The organism is Streptomyces roseicoloratus, from assembly GCF_004117935.1.
In the GTDB taxonomy this organism is placed as follows: domain Bacteria; phylum Actinomycetota; class Actinomycetes; order Streptomycetales; family Streptomycetaceae; genus Streptomyces; species Streptomyces roseicoloratus.
Genome location: NZ_SDOY01000144.1, coordinates 86,084 through 104,696, shown reverse-complemented (window position 1 = coordinate 104,696; position 18,613 = coordinate 86,084). Strand labels below are relative to the sequence as shown.

General features: G+C 70.8%; 19 protein-coding genes. 17 read left to right on the top strand and 2 right to left on the bottom strand.

Annotated elements, in window-relative coordinates:
- The first annotated feature begins 41 nt into the window (after positions 1 to 41).
- The 9 genes from ESG85_RS24150 to lgt all read left to right on the top strand — a co-directional run bounded on the left by ESG85_RS24150 (position 42) and on the right by lgt (position 8,651).
- Entirely contained in the window at positions 42 to 410 is a 369-nt protein-coding gene (locus ESG85_RS24150; protein WP_128982896.1) for a BlaI/MecI/CopY family transcriptional regulator, read from the top strand.
- On the top strand, positions 407 to 1,318 hold the full coding sequence (locus ESG85_RS24145) for a M56 family metallopeptidase (protein ID WP_128982670.1): 912 nt from the start codon (positions 407 to 409) through the stop codon (positions 1,316 to 1,318). Before ESG85_RS24150 ends, ESG85_RS24145 begins: the two co-directional genes overlap by 4 nt.
- Before the next feature lie 132 nt (positions 1,319 to 1,450).
- On the top strand, positions 1,451 to 1,867 hold the full coding sequence (locus tag ESG85_RS24140) for a hypothetical protein (RefSeq protein WP_128982668.1): 417 nt from the start codon (positions 1,451 to 1,453) through the stop codon (positions 1,865 to 1,867).
- 209 nt (positions 1,868 to 2,076) lie between these two features.
- On the top strand, positions 2,077 to 2,820 hold the full coding sequence (locus ESG85_RS24135; RefSeq protein WP_128982666.1) for a hypothetical protein: 744 nt from the start codon (positions 2,077 to 2,079) through the stop codon (positions 2,818 to 2,820).
- Between the two features lie 92 nt (positions 2,821 to 2,912).
- Positions 2,913 to 4,115 (top strand): L,D-transpeptidase, encoded by a 1,203-nt coding sequence (locus tag ESG85_RS24130; protein ID WP_128982664.1) that lies wholly within the window; start codon positions 2,913 to 2,915, stop codon positions 4,113 to 4,115.
- Between the two features lie 46 nt (positions 4,116 to 4,161).
- The gene (locus tag ESG85_RS24125; protein WP_128982662.1) at positions 4,162 to 5,589 is read left to right on the top strand and encodes a hypothetical protein; all 1,428 of its coding nucleotides are present in this window, start codon (positions 4,162 to 4,164) and stop codon (positions 5,587 to 5,589) included.
- A gap of 135 nt (positions 5,590 to 5,724) precedes the next feature.
- The gene (locus tag ESG85_RS24120) at positions 5,725 to 6,180 is read left to right on the top strand and encodes a hypothetical protein (protein ID WP_128982660.1); all 456 of its coding nucleotides are present in this window, start codon (positions 5,725 to 5,727) and stop codon (positions 6,178 to 6,180) included.
- Complete coding sequence (lnt, locus tag ESG85_RS24115; RefSeq protein WP_128982658.1) at positions 6,177 to 7,763, top strand: apolipoprotein N-acyltransferase; 1,587 nt, start codon at positions 6,177 to 6,179, stop codon at positions 7,761 to 7,763. The genes ESG85_RS24120 and lnt overlap by 4 nt, the downstream gene beginning before the upstream one ends.
- 18 nt (positions 7,764 to 7,781) lie before the next feature.
- Positions 7,782 to 8,651 (top strand): prolipoprotein diacylglyceryl transferase, encoded by an 870-nt coding sequence (gene lgt / locus ESG85_RS24110; RefSeq protein WP_128982656.1) that lies wholly within the window; start codon positions 7,782 to 7,784, stop codon positions 8,649 to 8,651.
- A gap of 31 nt (positions 8,652 to 8,682) precedes the next feature.
- On the opposite strand, the gene ESG85_RS24105 is transcribed toward lgt, so the two are convergent.
- The gene (locus tag ESG85_RS24105; RefSeq protein WP_128982654.1) at positions 8,683 to 9,411 is read right to left on the bottom strand and encodes a SanA/YdcF family protein; all 729 of its coding nucleotides are present in this window, start codon (positions 9,409 to 9,411) and stop codon (positions 8,683 to 8,685) included.
- A gap of 421 nt (positions 9,412 to 9,832) precedes the next feature.
- Here ESG85_RS24105 and ESG85_RS24100 point away from each other — a divergent pair, with 421 nt between their 5' ends.
- From ESG85_RS24100 to ESG85_RS24065, 8 genes are read left to right on the top strand one after another with little or no spacing between them, the layout of a single operon-like run.
- Positions 9,833 to 10,189 carry an NADH-quinone oxidoreductase subunit A gene (locus tag ESG85_RS24100; RefSeq protein ID WP_128982652.1) on the top strand — a complete coding sequence of 119 codons (357 nt, stop codon included), beginning with the start codon at positions 9,833 to 9,835 and terminating at the stop codon, positions 10,187 to 10,189.
- Positions 10,180 to 11,529: a hypothetical protein gene (locus ESG85_RS24095; protein ID WP_128982650.1), complete on the top strand. Its 1,350-nt coding sequence runs from the start codon at positions 10,180 to 10,182 to the stop codon at positions 11,527 to 11,529. The genes ESG85_RS24100 and ESG85_RS24095 overlap by 10 nt, the downstream gene beginning before the upstream one ends.
- Positions 11,522 to 12,409: an NADH-quinone oxidoreductase subunit H gene (locus tag ESG85_RS24090; RefSeq protein WP_128982648.1), complete on the top strand. Its 888-nt coding sequence runs from the start codon at positions 11,522 to 11,524 to the stop codon at positions 12,407 to 12,409. The genes ESG85_RS24095 and ESG85_RS24090 overlap by 8 nt, the downstream gene beginning before the upstream one ends.
- A gap of 50 nt (positions 12,410 to 12,459) precedes the next feature.
- Entirely contained in the window at positions 12,460 to 12,966 is a 507-nt protein-coding gene (locus ESG85_RS24085; protein WP_128982894.1) for an NADH-quinone oxidoreductase subunit J, read from the top strand.
- Complete coding sequence (locus ESG85_RS24080) at positions 12,963 to 13,268, top strand: NADH-quinone oxidoreductase subunit NuoK (protein WP_128982646.1); 306 nt, start codon at positions 12,963 to 12,965, stop codon at positions 13,266 to 13,268. Before ESG85_RS24085 ends, ESG85_RS24080 begins: the two co-directional genes overlap by 4 nt.
- Positions 13,265 to 15,094 (top strand): NADH-quinone oxidoreductase subunit 5 family protein, encoded by a 1,830-nt coding sequence (locus ESG85_RS24075; protein ID WP_128982643.1) that lies wholly within the window; start codon positions 13,265 to 13,267, stop codon positions 15,092 to 15,094. The genes ESG85_RS24080 and ESG85_RS24075 overlap by 4 nt, the downstream gene beginning before the upstream one ends.
- Positions 15,095 to 15,097: 3 nt before the next feature.
- Positions 15,098 to 16,603, top strand: a complete 1,506-nt coding sequence (locus ESG85_RS24070; RefSeq protein WP_128982641.1) for a complex I subunit 4 family protein — start codon at positions 15,098 to 15,100, stop codon at positions 16,601 to 16,603.
- Positions 16,600 to 18,018, top strand: a complete 1,419-nt coding sequence (locus ESG85_RS24065) for an NADH-quinone oxidoreductase subunit N (protein ID WP_128982639.1) — start codon at positions 16,600 to 16,602, stop codon at positions 18,016 to 18,018. The genes ESG85_RS24070 and ESG85_RS24065 overlap by 4 nt, the downstream gene beginning before the upstream one ends.
- Here the strand turns inward: ESG85_RS24065 and ESG85_RS24060 are convergent, their stop codons facing one another.
- Complete coding sequence (locus tag ESG85_RS24060) at positions 18,019 to 18,591, bottom strand: tyrosinase family protein (RefSeq protein WP_128982637.1); 573 nt, start codon at positions 18,589 to 18,591, stop codon at positions 18,019 to 18,021.
- Positions 18,592 to 18,613 lie beyond the last annotated feature (22 nt).

Genomic DNA, 18,613 nt, shown 5'->3' with positions numbered 1-18,613 from the left:
TACTATGAAACCGAGTGCTGATCAGCGGAGAGGAACGGGCCATGCGCCGGCTGGGGGAACTTGAAGCGGAGATCATGGACCGCTTCTGGAGATGGAACCGCCCCGCCACCGTGCGTGAGGTCGTCGACGACATCAATCTGCATCGAGACGCCGCCTACACGACCGTGACCACGGTCACGACCATCCTCTTCCACAAGGGCCACCTCACACGGGCCAGGAACGGCCGGATCTGGCTGTACAAGGCCGTCGGCTCACGTGAGGCGTACTCGGCCGCGCTCATGGAGGACGGCCTGGAAGTCAGCGAGGATAGGCCCGCCGCTCTCGTGCAGTTCGTGGAGAACCTCGACGACGACGAGATCGCGGCGCTCCGGAAGGCCCTGCGGGACGTCGGACGACGGGCGAAGCAGTGAACGCGGCCCCCGCCCTTCTGGGGTACGCGGCCGTGGTGGGCATCGCCGCCCCACGCCTGATGGTGCGCAGCGCCTGGCCCCACCGGGCACCGGCCCTCGGAGCAGCCATATGGCTCGCCCTCATGGTGTCGTTCACGCTCGCGACCGCGCTCGCCGCCTCCCAGCTGGCCACGCCCACCGAGCATCTGCACGCCGGACTCGTAGGGTTGCTGCACGCCTGCGGCCTCGGTACGGGGGCCCCTGTGGCGCCCAACCCGACCACCGCCGACCGACTGGCCCTGGCGATGCCCCTTGCCGTCGTCACCGCGATCGTCGGCGCCTTTCTCTTCCACCTCGCCCGGGCAGGGCTGACGCGCGCTCGACACCGTGACCGGCTCGACAAGGTGGGAGTGCGCTCCGACCGTCTGCGGGCCACCGTCCTGATGCACGGCACGCCCGCGGCGTACTGCCTACCGGGGCTCCGCTCCCGCATCGTGGTGAGCGACGCCGCCGTGCGACTGCTCACGGAAGAGCAGCTCGACGCCGTCCTCGAGCACGAGCGGGCGCACGTCGCCGGCCGCCACCATCTGCTGATCGCGGCCGCGGAGGCGTTCGCCACCGTCTTCCCCTGGTTGCCACTCGCACGCCGGGCACGGGCGGAGATGGCCGTGCTGCTGGAGATGATCGCGGACGACCGCGCTCTGCGAAGCCACTCGCACGAGGCCCTGGCGACTGCGATGTACGAGATGGCCGCCGGCCGGGCCCCGAAGGGCGCGTTCGGCGCGGGGGGCTCGGCGGCCGTCCTCCGCATGAAGCGCATCCTCGGCCCGCGCCGAGCCCCTCACCCGGCGCTCTGGGGCTCGGTGGCCTCCGTCGCCCTCGCCGTCCCGCTGCTTCCGTTGCTGGTCGCCTGCCCGCCCGGCGTCTAACCGTCCGCCCACAGCTCCCACCGGCCGACGTGGTGACCGACGTCGCTGCCGTGGTTCTCCGCCCGAACGTCGCTCCCGGCGCATGCCGCACCCCGTACCGAGCGTGTAACCCAGGCTGGTTATGATCGCGCCGTGGTCACGGAACTCAAGGCGGCGAGGAAGCCCCGCACCCCCTCCTTGGTTCCCCCGTGGTCGCGTCTGCTGTGGCTCGGAGCACTACTCTTCGGGCTCTTGTACGCGCATGGCCTCCACGGCGACAGCAGCGCGGGGCACATCGCACCGGGAAGCGTCGCCGCAGCCCCCACCGCTCACGCCCATGAGCAGCACCCGGAGTCCGGCTACGAACACGACGGCGGCGAGGAGTCGGCGCACGCCGTACAGGACTGCGCGACCGGACAGCCCACCACAGGCGTCGACATCATTCCGCCTGCCGTGTCGATCCTCGATACGAAGCACGCTCTCGCCGGCGTCGCACGCACCGGTGCCGGTGCCGCCGCTGCGCGGCCGATGGCGGCTCTCTGTCCGTCATCGGTCGTACTGCGCATTTAGCAGGCACCCGAGGCGACGCGCGACACCTTGCGTCCTTGGGTCCCTCACCCAGCGGTCGCTGGGCTGTCCCCATTTCATGCCCGGAGCGCCGTCCCGCCGACAGGCCACGCTTCGGTTCCACTCCCTTGCACGGTTCGACGCCGCCCGCCTCCGCCCGCAAGGCCGCAGGTAGGCCGCCGCCGTGTGCCCTCAGTTTCCTGGAGGCTTTCGTGTCCCTTCTCACCGACCAGACCGCACCTCACCACCTCGCACCGCAGCCCGAGCCCGGAGGCCGTGCCGCCGGTCGCCGCTCCGCCCGGTCGCGCCGACGCAAGCGCAGCACGCCCCTGTCCGGTCGCTACATCGGTTACGTGCTGTACTTCGTCGGCGCCGGTCTGATCAGCGGTGCCGTGGTCCACCACCCGCTCGACCCCGCCCGCTACACAGTGGTGGCGATCATCGGTGTCTTCGTCTTCCTCCTCGCCACGTTGGTCAACGAGTTCATGCTGGCCCAGGACCGGCCGCCGTTCGCCCGCGCGCTCGTGGTGATCGGCGCCTCGCTGCTGCTCTCGTTCGGCATCGGCATGCTCAGCGGCGGACTCCAGCACTTCGAGGACTTCCCCGCACGCGGAGCGGTCCTCGTGCCGCTCGGCATCGTGGTCTCGTTCGTCGCCTTCGTCCTCAAGGACGCGGAGACCCCCTCGCGCCGCATCTTCAGCCCCCTCGGGCTGGTCGTCCTGCTCGTTGCCGGCGGGAGCTACTTCGGCCTGAGCACGCTGGCGGCCGGGATGGGCAGCGAGTCGTCGGAGGGAGGCGGGCACAGCCACGGCGGCGGGGAGCCGGAGACGGACGAGCACGGCGCCGAACCGGAACCGTCGACCTCGGCCGACAAGTCCGCAGAGCCCAGTTCGGCGCCCACGAGCGCCGAGCCGGAGCACGCGGACGAAGGCACGGACGACGGCCACGCGCACTGAACTCCCCACTCAAGTAAGCGAGGAGAGCGGGAACTACCCGACTCGGGAACTCGTCTTCTAATTTGCTTAGAGAGTTAGACGGAAGGGGCACTATGAAGCACACGAGAGCACGGAACCGGCACAGCGCCGTGCGCATGCTCGCGCTCACCTCGGCGGCCGGCCTCCTCGTGGCCGGCTGCAGCTCCGCGGGAGCGACGGACTCCGGGACGGGAGCGACCGGAAAGCCGGCGAGGGACGCGACGACGAGTGGAGGGCCGTCCGCGATAGCCGTCGACACCGGGACTACCGGGAAGATCACGGTCAAAGCCCAGGGCGGGGTACTGACCTCCGTGGACGTGAGCGCGCCCGGGCCCGGCAAGGTGGAAGGATCACTCTCCGCCGACAAATCCGTGTGGACCTCGACGACGCCGCTCTCCCCCGGCGCCACATACACGATCTCCGCCCAGGGCACGGGCGGTGACGGCGCTCCTCTGAGTAAATCGTCGAACTTCACGACCCCGGCGGCCAAGAGCACCTTCGTCGGCACGTACAACGTCGACAAGGAGTCGACCGTCGGCGTCGCCCTGCCGGTCTCGATCACCTTCAACAAGCCCATCCACGACAAGGCCGCTGTCGAGCGGAAGCTCACGGTCACCTCGTCCCCAGCGGTCGAGGGCGCCTGGAGCTGGATGAAGGACCGGGACGGCAAGGACCGGATCGACTACCGGCCGAAGGAGTACTGGAAGCCGGGCACCGATGTCACCCTGCGCATGGACCTCGCCGGAGTGGACGCGGGCAGCGGCGTCTACGGCACACAGAAACGCGTCGTGAACTTCCGCATCGGCGAAGCCGTGACCAGCACCGTTGACGTCGTGAAGAAGACCATGACGGTCTCCAGGAACGGGAAAGCCCTACGGACCCTGAAGGTCTCCACCGGTAAAGAGACCTTCGAGACCTGGAACGGCACCATGGTCGTCCTCGGCAAGGTCCCCTCGATCCGGATGAACTCCTCCACCGTCGGCATCTTCGGCCCCGAAGCGTACGACATGGAGGACGTCAAGTGGGACGTCCAACTCACCCCGTCCGGCACGTACGCGCACGCTGCACCCTGGAACGAGGGCAAGTTCGGCCGCGTCAACGCCAGCCACGGCTGCATCGGAATGAGCACGGCGGACGCGAAGTGGTTCTACGACCAGGTGCGCTTCGGTGACCCCGTCACCGTCGTGAACTCCACGGACACGGTCGCCGTCAACAACGGCTACGGCGCCTGGAACGTCGACTGGGAGACCTGGAAGAAGGGCAGCGCGCTCTCCTGATCACCCGGCCGGCACCCACCCGACAACACCACCCGAGGGGGACGCGTTGAGATGGCTCGTCACTGCCACGATCGGCGGCCTGCTGGCCTTGTTCAGCATGTACTGGGACGACTCGTTGCACACCGACGAAGGCCGGGACACCTTCTGGAGCGCCCCTCATGTCCTGTTGTACGGCTCCCTGACGGGAACGCTGGTCATGGTCGCGGGATGGGTGCTGAGCCAGGCCCGCGACCAGGGGCTCCGCGCGGCGGTCGCCGACCCGCTGCTGCGGTGGGCCGCCGCAGCGGGCGGGGCCATCGGGATCGCGGCGCCGGCGGACGCCGCCTGGCACACGGCGTTCGGCCGTGACTCGGTCCTCTGGAGCCCGCCGCATCTCCTGGCGATCACGGCGACCTTCACGCTCTCGGTGGTCCTGCTGCGGGCGATCGCAGGGGAGGGCGGAGGAAGGTCGATCGCGCTCGGCTCGGCGCTCGTCCTGGCCGCGTCGCTCGCTCCGGTCATGGAGTACGAGTCGGACGTGCCGCAGTTCTCGGAGGTGTGGTTCCTTCCGGCCGTCGCCGTCGGCGTCACCCTCGCCGCCCTACTGATCCGCCGTTTCGATCCGCAGCCGTGGGCCTTCACGCGGGCGGCACTGCTGGTAACCGCTGTACGGCTGCTGGTCGTTCCGGTACTCGCCCTCCTGGGGTACTCGACGCCGATGGTGCCACTCGTCCTGGGCGTGGCGGTGGCAGCGGACCTGGTCCGGAGACGGGTCGCGTCGCCGTGGGCACTCGCGGCCGTCGTGCCGGTGATGACACACCTGCTTTCCCTACCCCTGCTCCCCCTCCTGCCTCACGCGACGGCCGTACCACTCGGCCTGGCGATCCCTTCCCTGCTGCTGTCATTGGCCGGTTCCGCCGTGGCCGTCCTGGCCGCAGAGGGCCGGCCCCGGGCATGGATCACCCGGGTGGCGGCGATCACCGCGGTCGCCGGCATCCTGGCCCTCCAGTCCCTGGCGAGCCCGGAACGAGCCGTCGCGCACGATCCGGGCCAGGGGGTCGTCGTGGGCGAGGTGCGCTGGGACGCCTCCGTGCGGGGCTCTGTCGTAGAAGTCGCGGTCGCCTTGACGCCGACCGGGCCGGGCACGCCCTCGCTGGTCGCTCGGCGCGCGGGTGGCGAGGTCACCGGCACGCTGGCCCCCGATGGCGCTGGGGGATTCAGGGGTGCGGTAACCCTGCACGATGCCGGGCGCTGGTTCGTGTACGCCGTCCTCCGGGACCCGTCCGGTCGCGCCGTCGAGTCCTGGATCCCCGTCGACCTGTCGGCGGGCGGGACCGTACGGGAGACCCGAGACCTCTACCTGCCTGCCGCACCGGAACAGGCGGGAGCGGGCAGGACCGCCGCCGCTGTCGCGCTGTACGGCCTGTCGGGAGCACTGCTCCTCCTGACCTCCCGGTCTGGACGGGGACGCCCGCACCTCCTGCCCGGAGTGTGACAAGAATCCCCTCTGTTCTTCTAAGTAGATTCGTAGACTACGATCGGTTTCACCGTCGGCCGGACGACCCGAGCAGGCTCCCCCGCAGTGGCCCGCCAACCGGCCGACGGCACCCCTCTCCCAAGGAGTACGTGCATGGGCAACTGGCCCCTCCGGAGATGGGCCGTCGCCGCGGCGGTGGCCCTGCTCGCCGCAGTTGTGATCGGTGTGCCCACAGGCGTCGTCCCGTCGCCCTTCTACACCCGGATGACACCCGTCCTTTGGTGGAACTACCCGGTGTGGATCGTCAGCTCGGCTCTTGAGGGGCTGCTGGTCGCGTCGTACGTCCGCGTGGGCCCGCGCCCGGCCGTCGAGGAGCCCGCGCATGATCGCCCCCAGACTGCCCGCGCCTTGGGGGCCGGTCTGCTCTCCGCCTTCGCCGTCGGCTGCCCCATCTGCAACAAGCTGGTGGTGCTCGCGATCGGCGTGAGCGGAGCCCTGTCCTTCTGGGCCCCGCTGCAGCCCGTACTGGCGCTCGCCTCGGTGGGCCTGCTCACGTACGCAGTGATCCGCCGACTCCGTACCGCCGAGAACTGCCCCGTACCCACGTGACGCTCGACGAACTGGGCGGTGCGCGGTCTGGGCAGCTCCCCCGCACGAGGGCCTGGGGCATGGCCGGCCTCGCGGGCATCGCGCTCTACGCCTCCTTCCCGCCGATCGGCCTGTGGTTTCTCGCACCGCTCGGACCAGCGCTCCTGCTGATCGCGATCCGGGGGCGGTCCGCCCGGTCCGCCTTCGCCGTCGGAGCCGTCTTCGGCGCCTCCTTCATCGGCCCCCTGATCGCCTGGCTCGCCAACCTCGGACTGGTCCCGTGGCTCGCCCTGACAGCGACGCAGGCCGTGGTTGTGGCGCTGGCCGCCATGCTGTTGCCCCGCCTGCTGCGGCTGCCCGGATGGCCGCTGCTCACCGCAGCCTGGTGGGTGGCCGTCGAGGCCGTACGCGGACGGACTCCGCTCGGCGGCTTCCCCTGGGGACGCCTCGCCTTCGGTCAGGCCGATGCACCGTGGGCAGGCTGGGCGGCCGTGGGCGGCGCTCCCGCGCTCACCTTCGTTACGGCACTCCTCGGCTCGCTGCTGGTCTACGGCATCACCTCCCCGCGCACCGCCCGCGTTCGCGTGGGGGCGATCGCCGTGTGCGGAGCGGTCGCCCTGGTCTCGTACGGATCCCTGGTCACCATTCCGGCGACGAGTGGACGGAGCGCCGTCGTGGCGGTCGTCCAGGGCAATGTGGAGCGCGAGCGGACCCTGGAGGAGCAGGCGCGGGTGCGCGGCGTCGCCGAGAACCACGCGCGTGAGACCAGGAAGCTGGCCGACGACGTCCGGGCGGGCAAGGCCCCCCGACCCGATGTGGTGCTGTGGCCGGAGAACTCACTCGACAGCGACCCGCTTGCCGACCCCGAGCTGGGCGCGCTCGTCGCGGACTCGGTCCGCGAGCTCGACGCGCCGCTGTTGATCGGCGCGATCCTGGACGGGCCCGGAGGCCGGTCGTACAACGCCGGACAGCTCTGGCTTCCCGGGCGGGGCCCCGTGGCCTCGTACGCGAAGCGGCAACTCGTCCCCTTCGGCGAGTACATCCCGGCCCGCTCCGCCCTGGGCGGGCTCGGCGCCCTACAGCTCATCCCCCGGGACTTCATCCCGGGTGTGTCCCAGGCACCCCTGGCGGCCGGCCCCGTGTGGCTCGGCGACGTGATCTGCTACGAGATCGCGTACGACGGACGGGTGCGGGACACGGTGCGGGCTGGCGCGAATCTCCTCGTCGTCCAGACGAACAATGCGACCTACGAGCGCGGCTTCCAGGGAGGACAGTCGGAGCAGCAGTTGGCGATGGCGCGCATCCGGGCCATCGAGTACGGCCGAGCCGTCGCCCTCGCCTCGACGAGCGGGGTCAGCGCCATCGTGAGGCCGGACGGGACGGTCTCGGACCGGCTCGGCACATGGCGTGGGGGCTACCTGATGGAGCGGGTTCCACTCCTGGACGGGCGGACGATCGCCGCAAGCCTGGGCGCGTGGCCGGAGGCCCTGCTGGGCGCCCCGGCGTTGCTGGCGCTATTTCGTCCGCGAGCCGGGAGGCGACCCGATTCCCCTCCGGGGCCTCTGGAGGCTCATGACCCCACCCTTACTAATCTCCTTAGATGAAACTTTTGTGGTGAGAACATGGATTTTGCCTACCTACCCAGCCCGTCGACTGGTGTCCTCTACCTCGGCGCGCTTCCCCTGAGGGCGTACGCCTTCTGCATCATCCTCGGCGTCTTCCTCGCCGTCTGGCTCGGCAACCGGCGCTGGGTGGCCCGCGGCGGCGAGAAGGGCGTCATCGCGGACGTCGCCGTCTGGGCGGTGCCCTTCGGCATCGTCGGCGGACGGCTGTACCACGTGATCACGAGCCCCGCCGCGTACTTCGGCGAGGGCGGCGAGCCGATCCGCGCCCTGTACGTCTGGGAGGGCGGACTCGGCATCTGGGGCGCCATCGCCCTGGGCGGTGTCGGCGCATGGATCGGCTGCCGGCGGTACGGCATCTCCTTCCCGGCCTTCGCGGACACGGTCGCCCCCGGCATCGCGCTGGCCCAAGCGATCGGTCGCTGGGGCAACTGGTTCAACCAGGAGCTGTACGGCCGCCCCAGCACGCTCCCCTGGGGCCTGGAGATCGACCGCGACAACCGGCCGGCCGACATGCTCGACGTGGCGACGTACCACCCCACGTTCCTCTACGAGTCGCTCTGGAACATCGGCGTGGCGGTGCTGGTCATCTGGGCGGGCCGTCGGTTCGCTCTCGGTCACGGAAGGACGTTCGCCCTGTACGTCGCGGCCTACACCGTCGGGCGCTTCTGGATCGAGTACCTGCGCATCGACGAGGCACAGGTCTTCCTCGGGCTTCGCCTCAACAACTGGACCTCCGTGGTGGTGTTCCTCGGCGCGGTCACCTACCTCGTCGTCTCAGCACGCCTGCGCCCGGGCGTCGAGGACGTGTCACGGCCCGAGAGCCCGAGCGACAGCCGAGCCGACCGGACCACCATCCCCGACAGGTGAGCTCTCACGGGCATGGGGCGGGGATCACATTTCATCGCTCGGTCGCCAGCGCCCGCTCCACGCCCGGTTCCTTCGGCCCCAGGAACCGGGGGTCCGGCTGGAACGCCGCGTCCAGGCCGGCCTTGCCCGCCGCCATGATCTCCCGGACGCCGCTGTAGTACCAGGTGGCGTTGTGTGAGCCGGCCACTCCGATGCCGTAAGACCGGACCCCCGCCGCCTGACACAGGGCAACCGCTCGGCGGATGTGGAAGCCCTGGCTGATGAGAACCGCCCGGTCGACGCCGAAGACCTTCTTGGCGCGCACGCACGAATCCCAGGTGTCGAAGCCGGCGAAGTCACTGACGATGCGCCCGTGGGGAACACCACGCTTGGTCAAGTACATGCTCATGGCATGTGGTTCATCGTAGTCGTGCCGGCTGTTGTCACCGGTCACCAGGATGACCTCGACACGTCCCGCCCTGTACAGCTCCGCCGCCGTGTCCAGACGATGGACGAGGTAGGAGCCTGGCTCGCCGTCCCGCAGCCCCGCGCCGAACACCACAGCCACCTCGGTACGCGGCACGCCATCGGCGGTCCGCAGCCGGTCGTCCGCCGTCGTGAAGGTCCACGTTGCAGGCAAGAGCGCCAGCACGCTCAGCAACATCACCGCTTGCGCGGCCCTTCGCCGCCCTGCACGAGTACGCGGCAACCGCGGTCGACTCAGGCCCCGTAGCCTCTGGAGAACCCGGTGTGGCCGGAGTGCGGCGCGCGGCAGACGCATGACAAGGGTCTCCCTGGATCGTCGGCCGCGGCGTCCGGCGGATCGGCCCGGGACCGGCTCCCTGCACGGCGGCCGTGTGAGTTTGCGGTGGATTCCGCCAGCTCGGCCAGCCCCACCGTTTGATCAACGGCGGAACCATGCACGGTGATCCGGGTTCCCCACAGAGTGTGATCAGCTTCACTTGGCCGGCCGTCGAAACCCCGCTGCCCGTATTGCCCATGGCCCGGCCATGCAGGGAAGCCGCCGACGTGGGTCAGGAGCCGTCCGAATCCTGCAGCCCGGACACCACGTGCGAGTCACCCGCACCAAAGTGAAGAAGGATGCGATTTACCCGTGTTGGTCCGTTCATCCCGGCAAAGCCGCTGAGATGCTGCCTGCCGATGGCGGCCGGTAGCGGTCGGGCCGCCGGGAAGGGGATCACGTGGAAGCCGCGGCCTGGGAGCCGGTCGCCCTCCTGTTCGCGGTCACCGTGGCAGGGGTCTTCCTGCTCCGTGGCGTCGCGGCCGCCGTCCGCACAGTCCGGGAGCCGCTGCACACGGGGCCGTTCAGCGGTGGGCTCGAACCGCGGGAGCACCCGGTGTCCCGGTTCCACGTGCGCTGGTACCCGGTCACGATGATCTTCCTTGCGTTCGATATGGAAATGCTCTTCATGTATCCGTGGACGAAGGTCGTCCCGGAGGTCGGCACCCCGGCGGTCGTCGAGATGTTCCTGTTCCTCGGCATCCTGCTCGCTGGCGTCGGGTATGCCTGGCGCGAGGGAGCGTTCCGGTGGACCTGAGGACGCGCCTCACCAGGGTGGCACTGGCCCAGCCGGCCGTTCTGCTCGTGACCAGTCCGGGAGCGACGCGCGAGCGACTGGCCGTCGAGGCCGAACTCGAGCGCAGGGACTGGCCCCAGGCCGCCGGTCCGGCTTCCGCGGACCTGGTGGTCTTCGCGGGCACGCCGCTTCCCGTACGGGAGGACGACTGGGCGGAACGGGTGTGGCAGGGCGTACCGGCTCCGAGGGCGCGGGTGACGGTCACGGATGCCGTGCACGCGGCGCACGCGCTGGACCACGGGCACGCGACGCTGCTGAAGCCGGGCACCCAGCACGCCGGGCACCAGGGCCACATGAATCATCAGGGCCACGGCGCGGATCATGAGCACGAATCCGGGCACGGTGAGCATGGCGGCGCGCACGAAGAACACGGTGGCCACGAGGAACAAGCCGATCACGGCGGGCACGAAGGACACGGTGGGCACGAAGGCCATCGCCCGAACGGCGAGCACGCCGCACACCAGGGACACGGTCACATGGATCACGGCGGGATGGACCACGGCGCCATGGGCCACGGAGGGCACCAGCACCACATGGGCGCCGTCGCCGGGCTCCCCATGGCCGAACGGGCCGCCGACCGGGACGAGTTGAGGCTCGACCGGCTGCACGTGCCGCTCGGGCCCGCACTGCCGGACTGGCCGGCGGGCCTCGTGCTGCGTCTGGAGCTCCAGGGCGACGTGGTGCAGCGCGCGGAGGTCGACCCGGTGCCCACGCCTTCCGCTTCCGGGCCCGCGTTCTGGAACGAGCCGTGGCTCAGGGCCATGACAGGTGAGCCGGTGACGGTCGGCGAGGCCGCCCGGCGGCAGTGCGCGGCACACCTCGACAGTCTCGGCAGGCTCCTCGGCGTCGCCGGATGGATCGATGCGGCGGGAAGGGCGCGCGACGCTCGGGACAGCCTGCTGGGCGGTGCGGGACGCGACGAACTCGTACCGCGCATCCGCCCCTTGGTGCGGCGCCTGCGCCGATCGTGGACTCTGCGGTGGCTCCTGGCGGGTGTCGGCGCGCAGGCCCGAGGGCCGGTCGGCGGAGACGTGCACAGCAGGCTCATCGCATGGCTGGACGCGATCGAGCACGCCCTCGACGCCATCGACGGCCGCGAACGCCTTCCGGCCCGCCCACTGCGCGGCCCCCGGGGTCGAGTCGACACCGAGACACCCCCCTCGCAGTCCCTCCTGGACGCGCTACCCGAACTCCTCGAAGGCGCCGAGTTCGCCTGCGCCCGGCTCATCGTGGCGAGCCTGGACCCTGACCTCGACGAACTGGCCCCTCAGCAGCTGCCAGTGGGCCGGAACCATGGTTGATTCCACTCCGCCGTGGGCGGTAGCCGCCCTTCCTGCCGTGCTGGTCCTCGCCGCGTGGGCGACGGCGACCGTCGACGCGAGGTCGACCGGCCCGGGGCGCGAGGTGCTGCGACTCCTCGTGCAGCAGCGCCGGATCACGAGGGCTGCTGACATCCCTCTCGTACGGCTGGGAACGACGCTACTCCCGGTCGCCGCCGTACTCGCCGCCGCCGTCCTCCCCTTCGGGTTCCGTTCGGTGTCCGATCTGCCGGACGGGGTCGTGTGGTTCAACGCCATGGAGGCGCTGGCCTGGGCGGCCGTGTGGCTGACGGGCTGGGCTCCGAACTCCACGCTGTCGCTGATCGGCGGCTACCGATTCCTCGCGCAAGGGCTGGCCTACGAGCTGCCGCACATGCTGGCCATCACGACGGCGGCGCTCGGCGCCGAGTCCTTGCAGGTCGGCGCGGTGGTGGACGCCCAGTCCGGGCTCTGGTTCGCGGTGTGGATGCCGGTGGCCTTCGGGATCTACCTGCTGAGCGCGCTGGCGATGGCCTTCTGGGGGCCGTTCGACCAGCCGGCCGGCGCGGATGTGGCGGGCGGCGCGGCCGGCGAGCTCTCCGGGGTCGACCGACTGGTGTTCCTCGGCGGACGGTGGCTGCTGCTCGTGGTCGCCGCCGCCTTCGCCGTCCCGCTCTTCCTGGGCGGCGGGCACGGCCCACTGCTGCCCGGCTGGGCGTGGACGGTGCTCAAGACGGCCGCCGTGCTGGGGTTCCTGCTCTGGGCTCGCCGCCGGGTGCCGACCGTACGGATGGAGCGTTACGTGGAGCTGGCCTGGGTGGTCCTGACACCGCTCGCGGTGGCGCAGGCGCTGGTGGTGGCCGTGGTGGTGCTCGCCCGGTGAGTACAGCCGCGTTCTGGCTCCTGGCCGTCGTCGCCGTCGCGAGCGGCGTCATGGTGTTTCGCTTCGACTCGATGGCGCGCGCGACGTTCTCGCTGCTCACGGCACTGCTGTGCGTGGGCGGGGAGTTGATCGTGCTGGGCCTGGACTACCTGGGCATCGTCACGATCCTGATGATGACGATCGAGATGGCCATCATGGCCGTCTTCATGGTCATGTTCATGATGAACCCGGCCGGGCTCATGCCGATGACGATGATCCACAACAAGCGCGGCGCCGCCGTCATCTGCGCCCTCGCGTTCGCCCTGCTCGTCGCCGGCATCCTGCTCGCCCCCTGGCCCAGCCGACAAGGACGTCCCCCCGCCGATCCGACGATGGACCTCGGGATGTCCCTCATGGGGCCGCAGATGCTGACCATGATGACGCTCGGCATGGCGCTGTTCGCGACGATCGTGGCGACCGTCGTGCTGGCCACCCGGCGCGGCCGGTACGACCGCTACGGCGACGAGCTCCAGGCCGCCCCGCCCGCGGACCCGGTTCGAGGCGGGGTGGGCCGGTGAGCCTGGAGCTGTTCCTGATCGTCGCCGCCGCGCTGTTCTGCGTCGGACTGTTCGGCGCGCTGACCCAGCAGTCGATCGTGATGCTGATGATGGGCCTCGAGCTGATGCTGGGTGGGGTGATCCTCGCCGCGGGCGCGGCCTGGCACTACATCGCGCCCGCCGCGGCCGACGGACAGGTCCTGATCGTGGTCGCCATCACCGCCATGGCGGTGGAGATGGCGATCGGCTTCGCTGTCGTCACCGCCCTCTTCCGGTCCCGAGAGATCGACATGACGGACATGGCCGCGGAGTTGAAGGAGTGAGCCTTCTCCTGTGGATGCTCATCGCCGTGCCGCTCGCGACGGGTGCTCTGCTCGCCCTCGCCGGGCGGGCGGTGGACCGGTGGGCCCCCGGCGCGGCCGTCACCGTCGCCGCAGTCGCACTGGGCCTGGCCATCACCGCTGCGGTCCGCGGGCCGGCGGTCGAGGCGCCCCTCCTGGAAGGGCTGCCCGTCCGTCTGGCGGTCGACGGGCTCTCCGGAGTGCTCGTCGTCACCGTCGCCGCCGTCACCCTCGCCGTACTGCTGTTCAGCCTTGCGGAGTTCGGCCCCGAGGAGGCGCGGGCCCGCTTCTTCGGCCTGATGCTGATCTTCGCGGGAAGCATGCTCGTCACGGTCACCGCCGTCACCCTCCCCACGCTACTCATGGGCTGGGAAGTCATGGGCGCCACCTCCTGGGCGCTCATCGGCTACTGGTGGCGCGAGCCCGCCCGTACAGCAGCGGCCGACACCGCCTTCCTCACCACCCGAACCGCTGATCTCGGGCTCTATCTCGCCGCGGGGGCCGCCCTGGCGGGCGCACCCGGTCCGCTCACGCTCGATGGACTCGCGGGGCTCGACGAGCCGTGGTTGTCCTTCGTGACAGCGGGTCTCCTGATCGCCACATTCGGCAAGTCCGCGCAACTCCCCTTCAGCTTCTGGCTGTCACGGGCCATGCAGGGTCCGAGCCCGGTGTCGGCACTGCTGCACTCGGCGGCGATGGTCGTGGCGGGCGCGTACCTGCTGCTGCGGACCGCGCCGCTCCTGGACGCCTCCGGTTGGGGCGCGGACACGGCGGCCTGGGTGGGCGCGGCGACCGCCGTCGCCCTGGGACTCGTCGCCGTGGCGCAGACCGATCTCAAGCAGCTGCTCGCCGCCTCCACCTGCGCGCAGATCGGGTTCATGGTGCTCGCCGCCGGTGCCGCGGCGACCACCGGAGGCGCCCTGCAACTGATGGCGCACGCCGCCGCGAAGAGTCTGCTCTTCCTGGTGGCCGGCGCCTGGCTCACGGCGTGGGGTACACAGCAGCTCCCCGAGCTTCGCGGGGCCGCCCGGGCGTACCGGACCGTCGGCGTGGTCTGCACCGTGGGCGCTCTCTCGCTCGCCGGGCTGCCGCCGCTCTCCCTCTGGGCGGCGAAGGACGTGCTGTTGGCGGGGGCCATGGAGGACAGCCCGTGGCTGTACGCGACCGGGCTCGCCGCCGCCGTACTCTCCGCCGTGTACAGCGTGAAGATCCTCCGCTTCGTGTGGAGCCCCCCGGAGCCGGGTGCGACAGCCGGGCGGCGGATTCCCGGCGGAGCGGTCGCGCCGCTGGTGCTGTTCGCCCTCGCGTGTCTCGCCCTGACGCCCGTCGCCTTCCCTCCCGTACGCGACGCGCTCACCGGCTACCTCGGCGCGGAGGGCCAACCAGACCCGAAGGTCTGGGAGTTCGCACTGTCTGGCGCCCTCGCCCTCGCAGCCTCCGCCGTCACCTGGGCCTGGGGCGGGACCCGGACCTGGGGTCTCGCCCGGGAGTGGCTCGGTCTCGAACGCGCCGCCCACGTCCTCCTCGTAGCCCCCACTCTGCGGATCGCACACGCCGCAGCCGCATTCGACGACCGGGTGCTGGACCGCGCCGTGGACGCCTCCGCCCAGGGCGCGCTTGCCTGCGCCCGATGGACGAACCGGTTCGTCGAGGGTGCGGTCGACGGCGCGGTCGAGGGCGTCGCCACCGCGGCCCGGCGGCTCGGCGAACGGGCCCGCCGGCCGCAGACCGGACAGCTCCACCAGTACCTCGCCCAGGCCGTCGCCACCTTCTCCGTCATCGCCGTCGTGCTCGTCCTCGTGAGGTAACCCGTGCTCACCGCCCTCGTCTTCGCCCCGACCGCGATCGCCCTCCTGCTCCTCGCGCTCCCCTCCCGTATCCCCGTCCAGGCGCTGCGCGCCGTCTGGGTGGCGACGGCCGCCGTCGAACTCGGCCTCGTCGTCGCCATCTGGGCCGGGTACGAGACGACAGGCGGCATGCAGTACGAGGTCCGGGCCCGATGGATCCCCAGCGCGGGCGTGAGCTATCACATCGGCGTCGACGGCCTGTCCCTGCCGCTACTCGCCCTCACCTGCGTGCTCTTCCTCGCCTGCGCGGTGTACGCGCTGCGCGAGAGCCGCCGGTTCCGCGAGTTCGCCGCCCTGTTCCTCTTCCTCCAGACGACGTGCCTGGGTCTGTTCGTCTCCCTCGACCTGATCCTGTTCTTCGTCTTCTTCGACCTGTCGATCGTGGCGATGTACTTCATCATCGCCGGATGGGGACACCGCGACGCCAAGCGGGCCGCGCTGACGTTCTTCCTCTACACGTTCATCGGCTCACTCGCTCTGCTCCTCGGCTTCATCGGGCTGTACCTCGCGGCGACCCCGCACACCTTCGACATGGTCGAGCTGACCCGCCAGAACCCCCTCGCCGGCCGTTCCGCGTACGCCGCCCTCGTCCTGCTTGCCGTCGCCATCGGCCTCGCCGTCAAGACCCCGACAGTCCCCTTCCACACCTGGCTGCCACCCGCCCACACCGAAGCCCCGGCCGCCGGCTCGGCGATCCTCGCCGGGGTACTCCTGAAGATGGGGACGTACGGCTTCCTGCGCATCGCCATGCCGCTGCTGCCCGACGCGTGGCGGCGGTACGCCCTCGTCCTCGTCGTGATCGGGGTCCTGTCCGTCCTCCACGGAGCCCTGGTGGCGCTGGCCCAGACCGACTTCAAGCGGATGGTCGCGTACACCTCCGTCAATCACATGGGCTACATCATCCTCGCCGTCGGCGCCGCCGCCGCAACCGCCGACACCTCGGCCCAGGCCCGCTCCCTCGCGATCACCGGCTCAGTCACCCAGATGGTCAGCCACGGCCTGATCACCGGCGCGCTCTTACTCCTCGCCGGGGTGCTGTACGAGCGCGGGCGGACCTACGAGATGAGCGCGTACGGCGGACTCGCCGCCACCGCGCCCGTCTTCGCCGCCCTCACCGGCGTGGCCGCCTTCGCGTCACTCGGGCTCCCCGGCTTCTCCGGCTTCATCGCGGAGTTCCAGATCTTCACCGGCTCCCTCGGGCCGAGGCCGCTCGCCACCGCACTCGCCGTCCTCGGCATCCTGCTCACGGCCGGACTGTTCCTGCGCGCACTGCGGCAGATCCTGATGGGACCGCTGCGGCTGCCCGACGCACCCGGCACGCCGCGCGCGTTCCCCGACCTTCGGGCCCACGAGAGCGCGGCCGTCGTCCCGCTCCTGGCCCTGGCCGTCGTCCTCGGCATCGCACCTCGCTTCCTCCTGGACCTCATCGAGCCGGCTTCCCGCACGGTCCTGGAGCAGCTCGCCCGATGACCGACATGAACGAGAACCCTCTCGACATCCTCCCCGAGGTACTGCTCGCGGCCTCGGCCGTTCTCGGGCTGCTCCTCGGTGCGTGGCTGCCGCGCGGCCGGCAGTGGCTGGTGGGGCTTCTAGCGGCGATGGCGGCGGGCGTGGGGATCGTGGCGGCGGCTGTCGCCGCGGCCCGCCCCGACCTGACCGCGTTCGGCGAGGCGTTCACCGTGGACCCGGTCACCAGCACGTCCCGGATCGTCGTCCTGGGCGCCGTCCTGCTCGTCCTCGCCCTCTTCGCGAGGCCGTTCCACGCGCACCCGCGCGAGAGCGAGGCGTATGTCCTGCTCCAGCTGTCCGCCCTCGGCGCTCTCGTCATGGCCGGTACCCAGGATCTGCTGCTGCTCGCCGCCGGATACCTGCTGGCGAGCATCCCCGCGTACACACTGGCCGGCTTCCGCAAGGACGGCCCCGGCACGGAGGCCGCGCTCAAGTACTACGTGATCGGCGCGCTGCTCGGCGTGCTGATGCTGGCCGGGATCACCGTCCTGTACGCGGCGGGCCGGGCGACTGGATACCCGCTGCTCGGTCCCGCACTCCCCCAGGCCCCCGAGGCGCTGGTCGCCGCGGGCACCGTCGGGCTGCTCGCCGGCGTGCTGTTCAAGGCCGGAGCCGTCCCGGCCCACTTCTGGGTGCCGGACGCGATCCAGGGCAGTACGGCGCCGGTCGCCGCGTTCCTGACCACGATTCCGAAGATCGGCGCACTGGCTGCTCTGCTTCGGCTCGGCGAGGCGGTCCTCGCCGACAGCGGAATGCCATGGGCCGCCGTGATCTCCGTGGTGGCGGCGGCGTCGATGACGCTGGGCAACCTGGCCGCCTTCTTCCAGGACGACGTCAAACGGCTCCTCGCGTACTCGACGATCAGCCAAGTCGGATACCTGCTGCTGCCCGTCGCGACGGCCGGCCGATCGGACCTTGCCCAGGAGGCGCTGCTGTACTACGTGGCCGCGTACGCCGTGACGAACCTGGGTGCCTTCGCCGTGGTCTGCGCGCTCCCCCAGGCCACTCGGCTCACCGACTACCGCGGCCTGGCCCGACGGCGCCCACTCCTAGCCGCGAGTCTCGTCATCTGCCTCCTCGGACTCGTGGGCACCCCGCCGACCGCCGTGTTCGTCGGCAAACTCGAGGCGTTCAGCGCCGCCTTCGACGGCGGATACGCCTGGCTGGCCGTCCTGGCAGCCGTGAACACCGTCGCCTCCCTCTTCTACTACCTGCGCTGGATCGTGCCAGCGGTCTCGCGGGGTGATGGTGCCGCGCTCGCCGCCGAAGACCGCCCGGCACGAGGGGTCGCCTACACGGCCACCGTGATGTCGGTGGGACTCGGGCTGGCGGCGGGGCCCGTACTCCCTGCCCTGGGCAGCTCGCTCTCCACCTAGCTAGTGATCGTGGCTGTGGGGCAGGGCCGCGTGAAGAGCGACGGCGCCATCGAGCGCATTGCGCAGTTCGTTCAGCTGATATGCGGTGAGCGGACCGTCGCCCACCGGCTGGAGCGTGTCGTACTGCGGCGGGTTGACGATGCTGGTGTGCTGGTAGTCCTTCACCAGCCGCTCGAGCTCCGGCCGCACCCACGGCCGCGTCCGCCCCGAGCCGTCCCAGGGCAGGAGTCTGCGCACGTACCACAGAGGGTTGCCGGGATCGTCCCCGTACACGGTGGCGGGGTCGAGCCGGGAGGCCGGGTCCTCGTACTGCCACATCGCGAAGAGGCGGTCCACGTTCGAGTGGATCAGGAAGACGAACGGGTCGCGGAAGGAGGTGTGGGCATTGCCGATCGTGCCCCGGATGTACCCGTGGGCGCGGTCATGGCAGCGCTCGAGCCGGATGCGCATACTCAGGTAGTTCGACGAGCGGATGATCTCGAAGTCCTCGAAGGGCAGGTCAGGCGCGCCATCGCGAACCTCTCGTGTGAGGCTGCGCGGCGGGTCGAACGGATTGCCGTCACCTCGGATCACTCCTTCGCGGGGGGAGTGCGTC

Coding starts and splice junctions, on each gene's coding strand:
- ESG85_RS24065 (WP_128982639.1), top strand. CDS start 16,600: ATGACCGACATGAACGAGAACCCTCTCGACATCCTCCCCGAGGTACTG.
- ESG85_RS24150 (WP_128982896.1), top strand. CDS start 42: ATGCGCCGGCTGGGGGAACTTGAAGCGGAGATCATGGACCGCTTCTGG.
- ESG85_RS24105 (WP_128982654.1), bottom strand. CDS start 9,411: ATGCGTCTGCCGCGCGCCGCACTCCGGCCACACCGGGTTCTCCAGAGG.
- ESG85_RS24090 (WP_128982648.1), top strand. CDS start 11,522: ATGGTTGATTCCACTCCGCCGTGGGCGGTAGCCGCCCTTCCTGCCGTG.
- ESG85_RS24130 (WP_128982664.1), top strand. CDS start 2,913: ATGAAGCACACGAGAGCACGGAACCGGCACAGCGCCGTGCGCATGCTC.
- ESG85_RS24085 (WP_128982894.1), top strand. CDS start 12,460: ATGGTGTTTCGCTTCGACTCGATGGCGCGCGCGACGTTCTCGCTGCTC.
- lgt (WP_128982656.1), top strand. CDS start 7,782: ATGGATTTTGCCTACCTACCCAGCCCGTCGACTGGTGTCCTCTACCTC.
- ESG85_RS24120 (WP_128982660.1), top strand. CDS start 5,725: ATGGGCAACTGGCCCCTCCGGAGATGGGCCGTCGCCGCGGCGGTGGCC.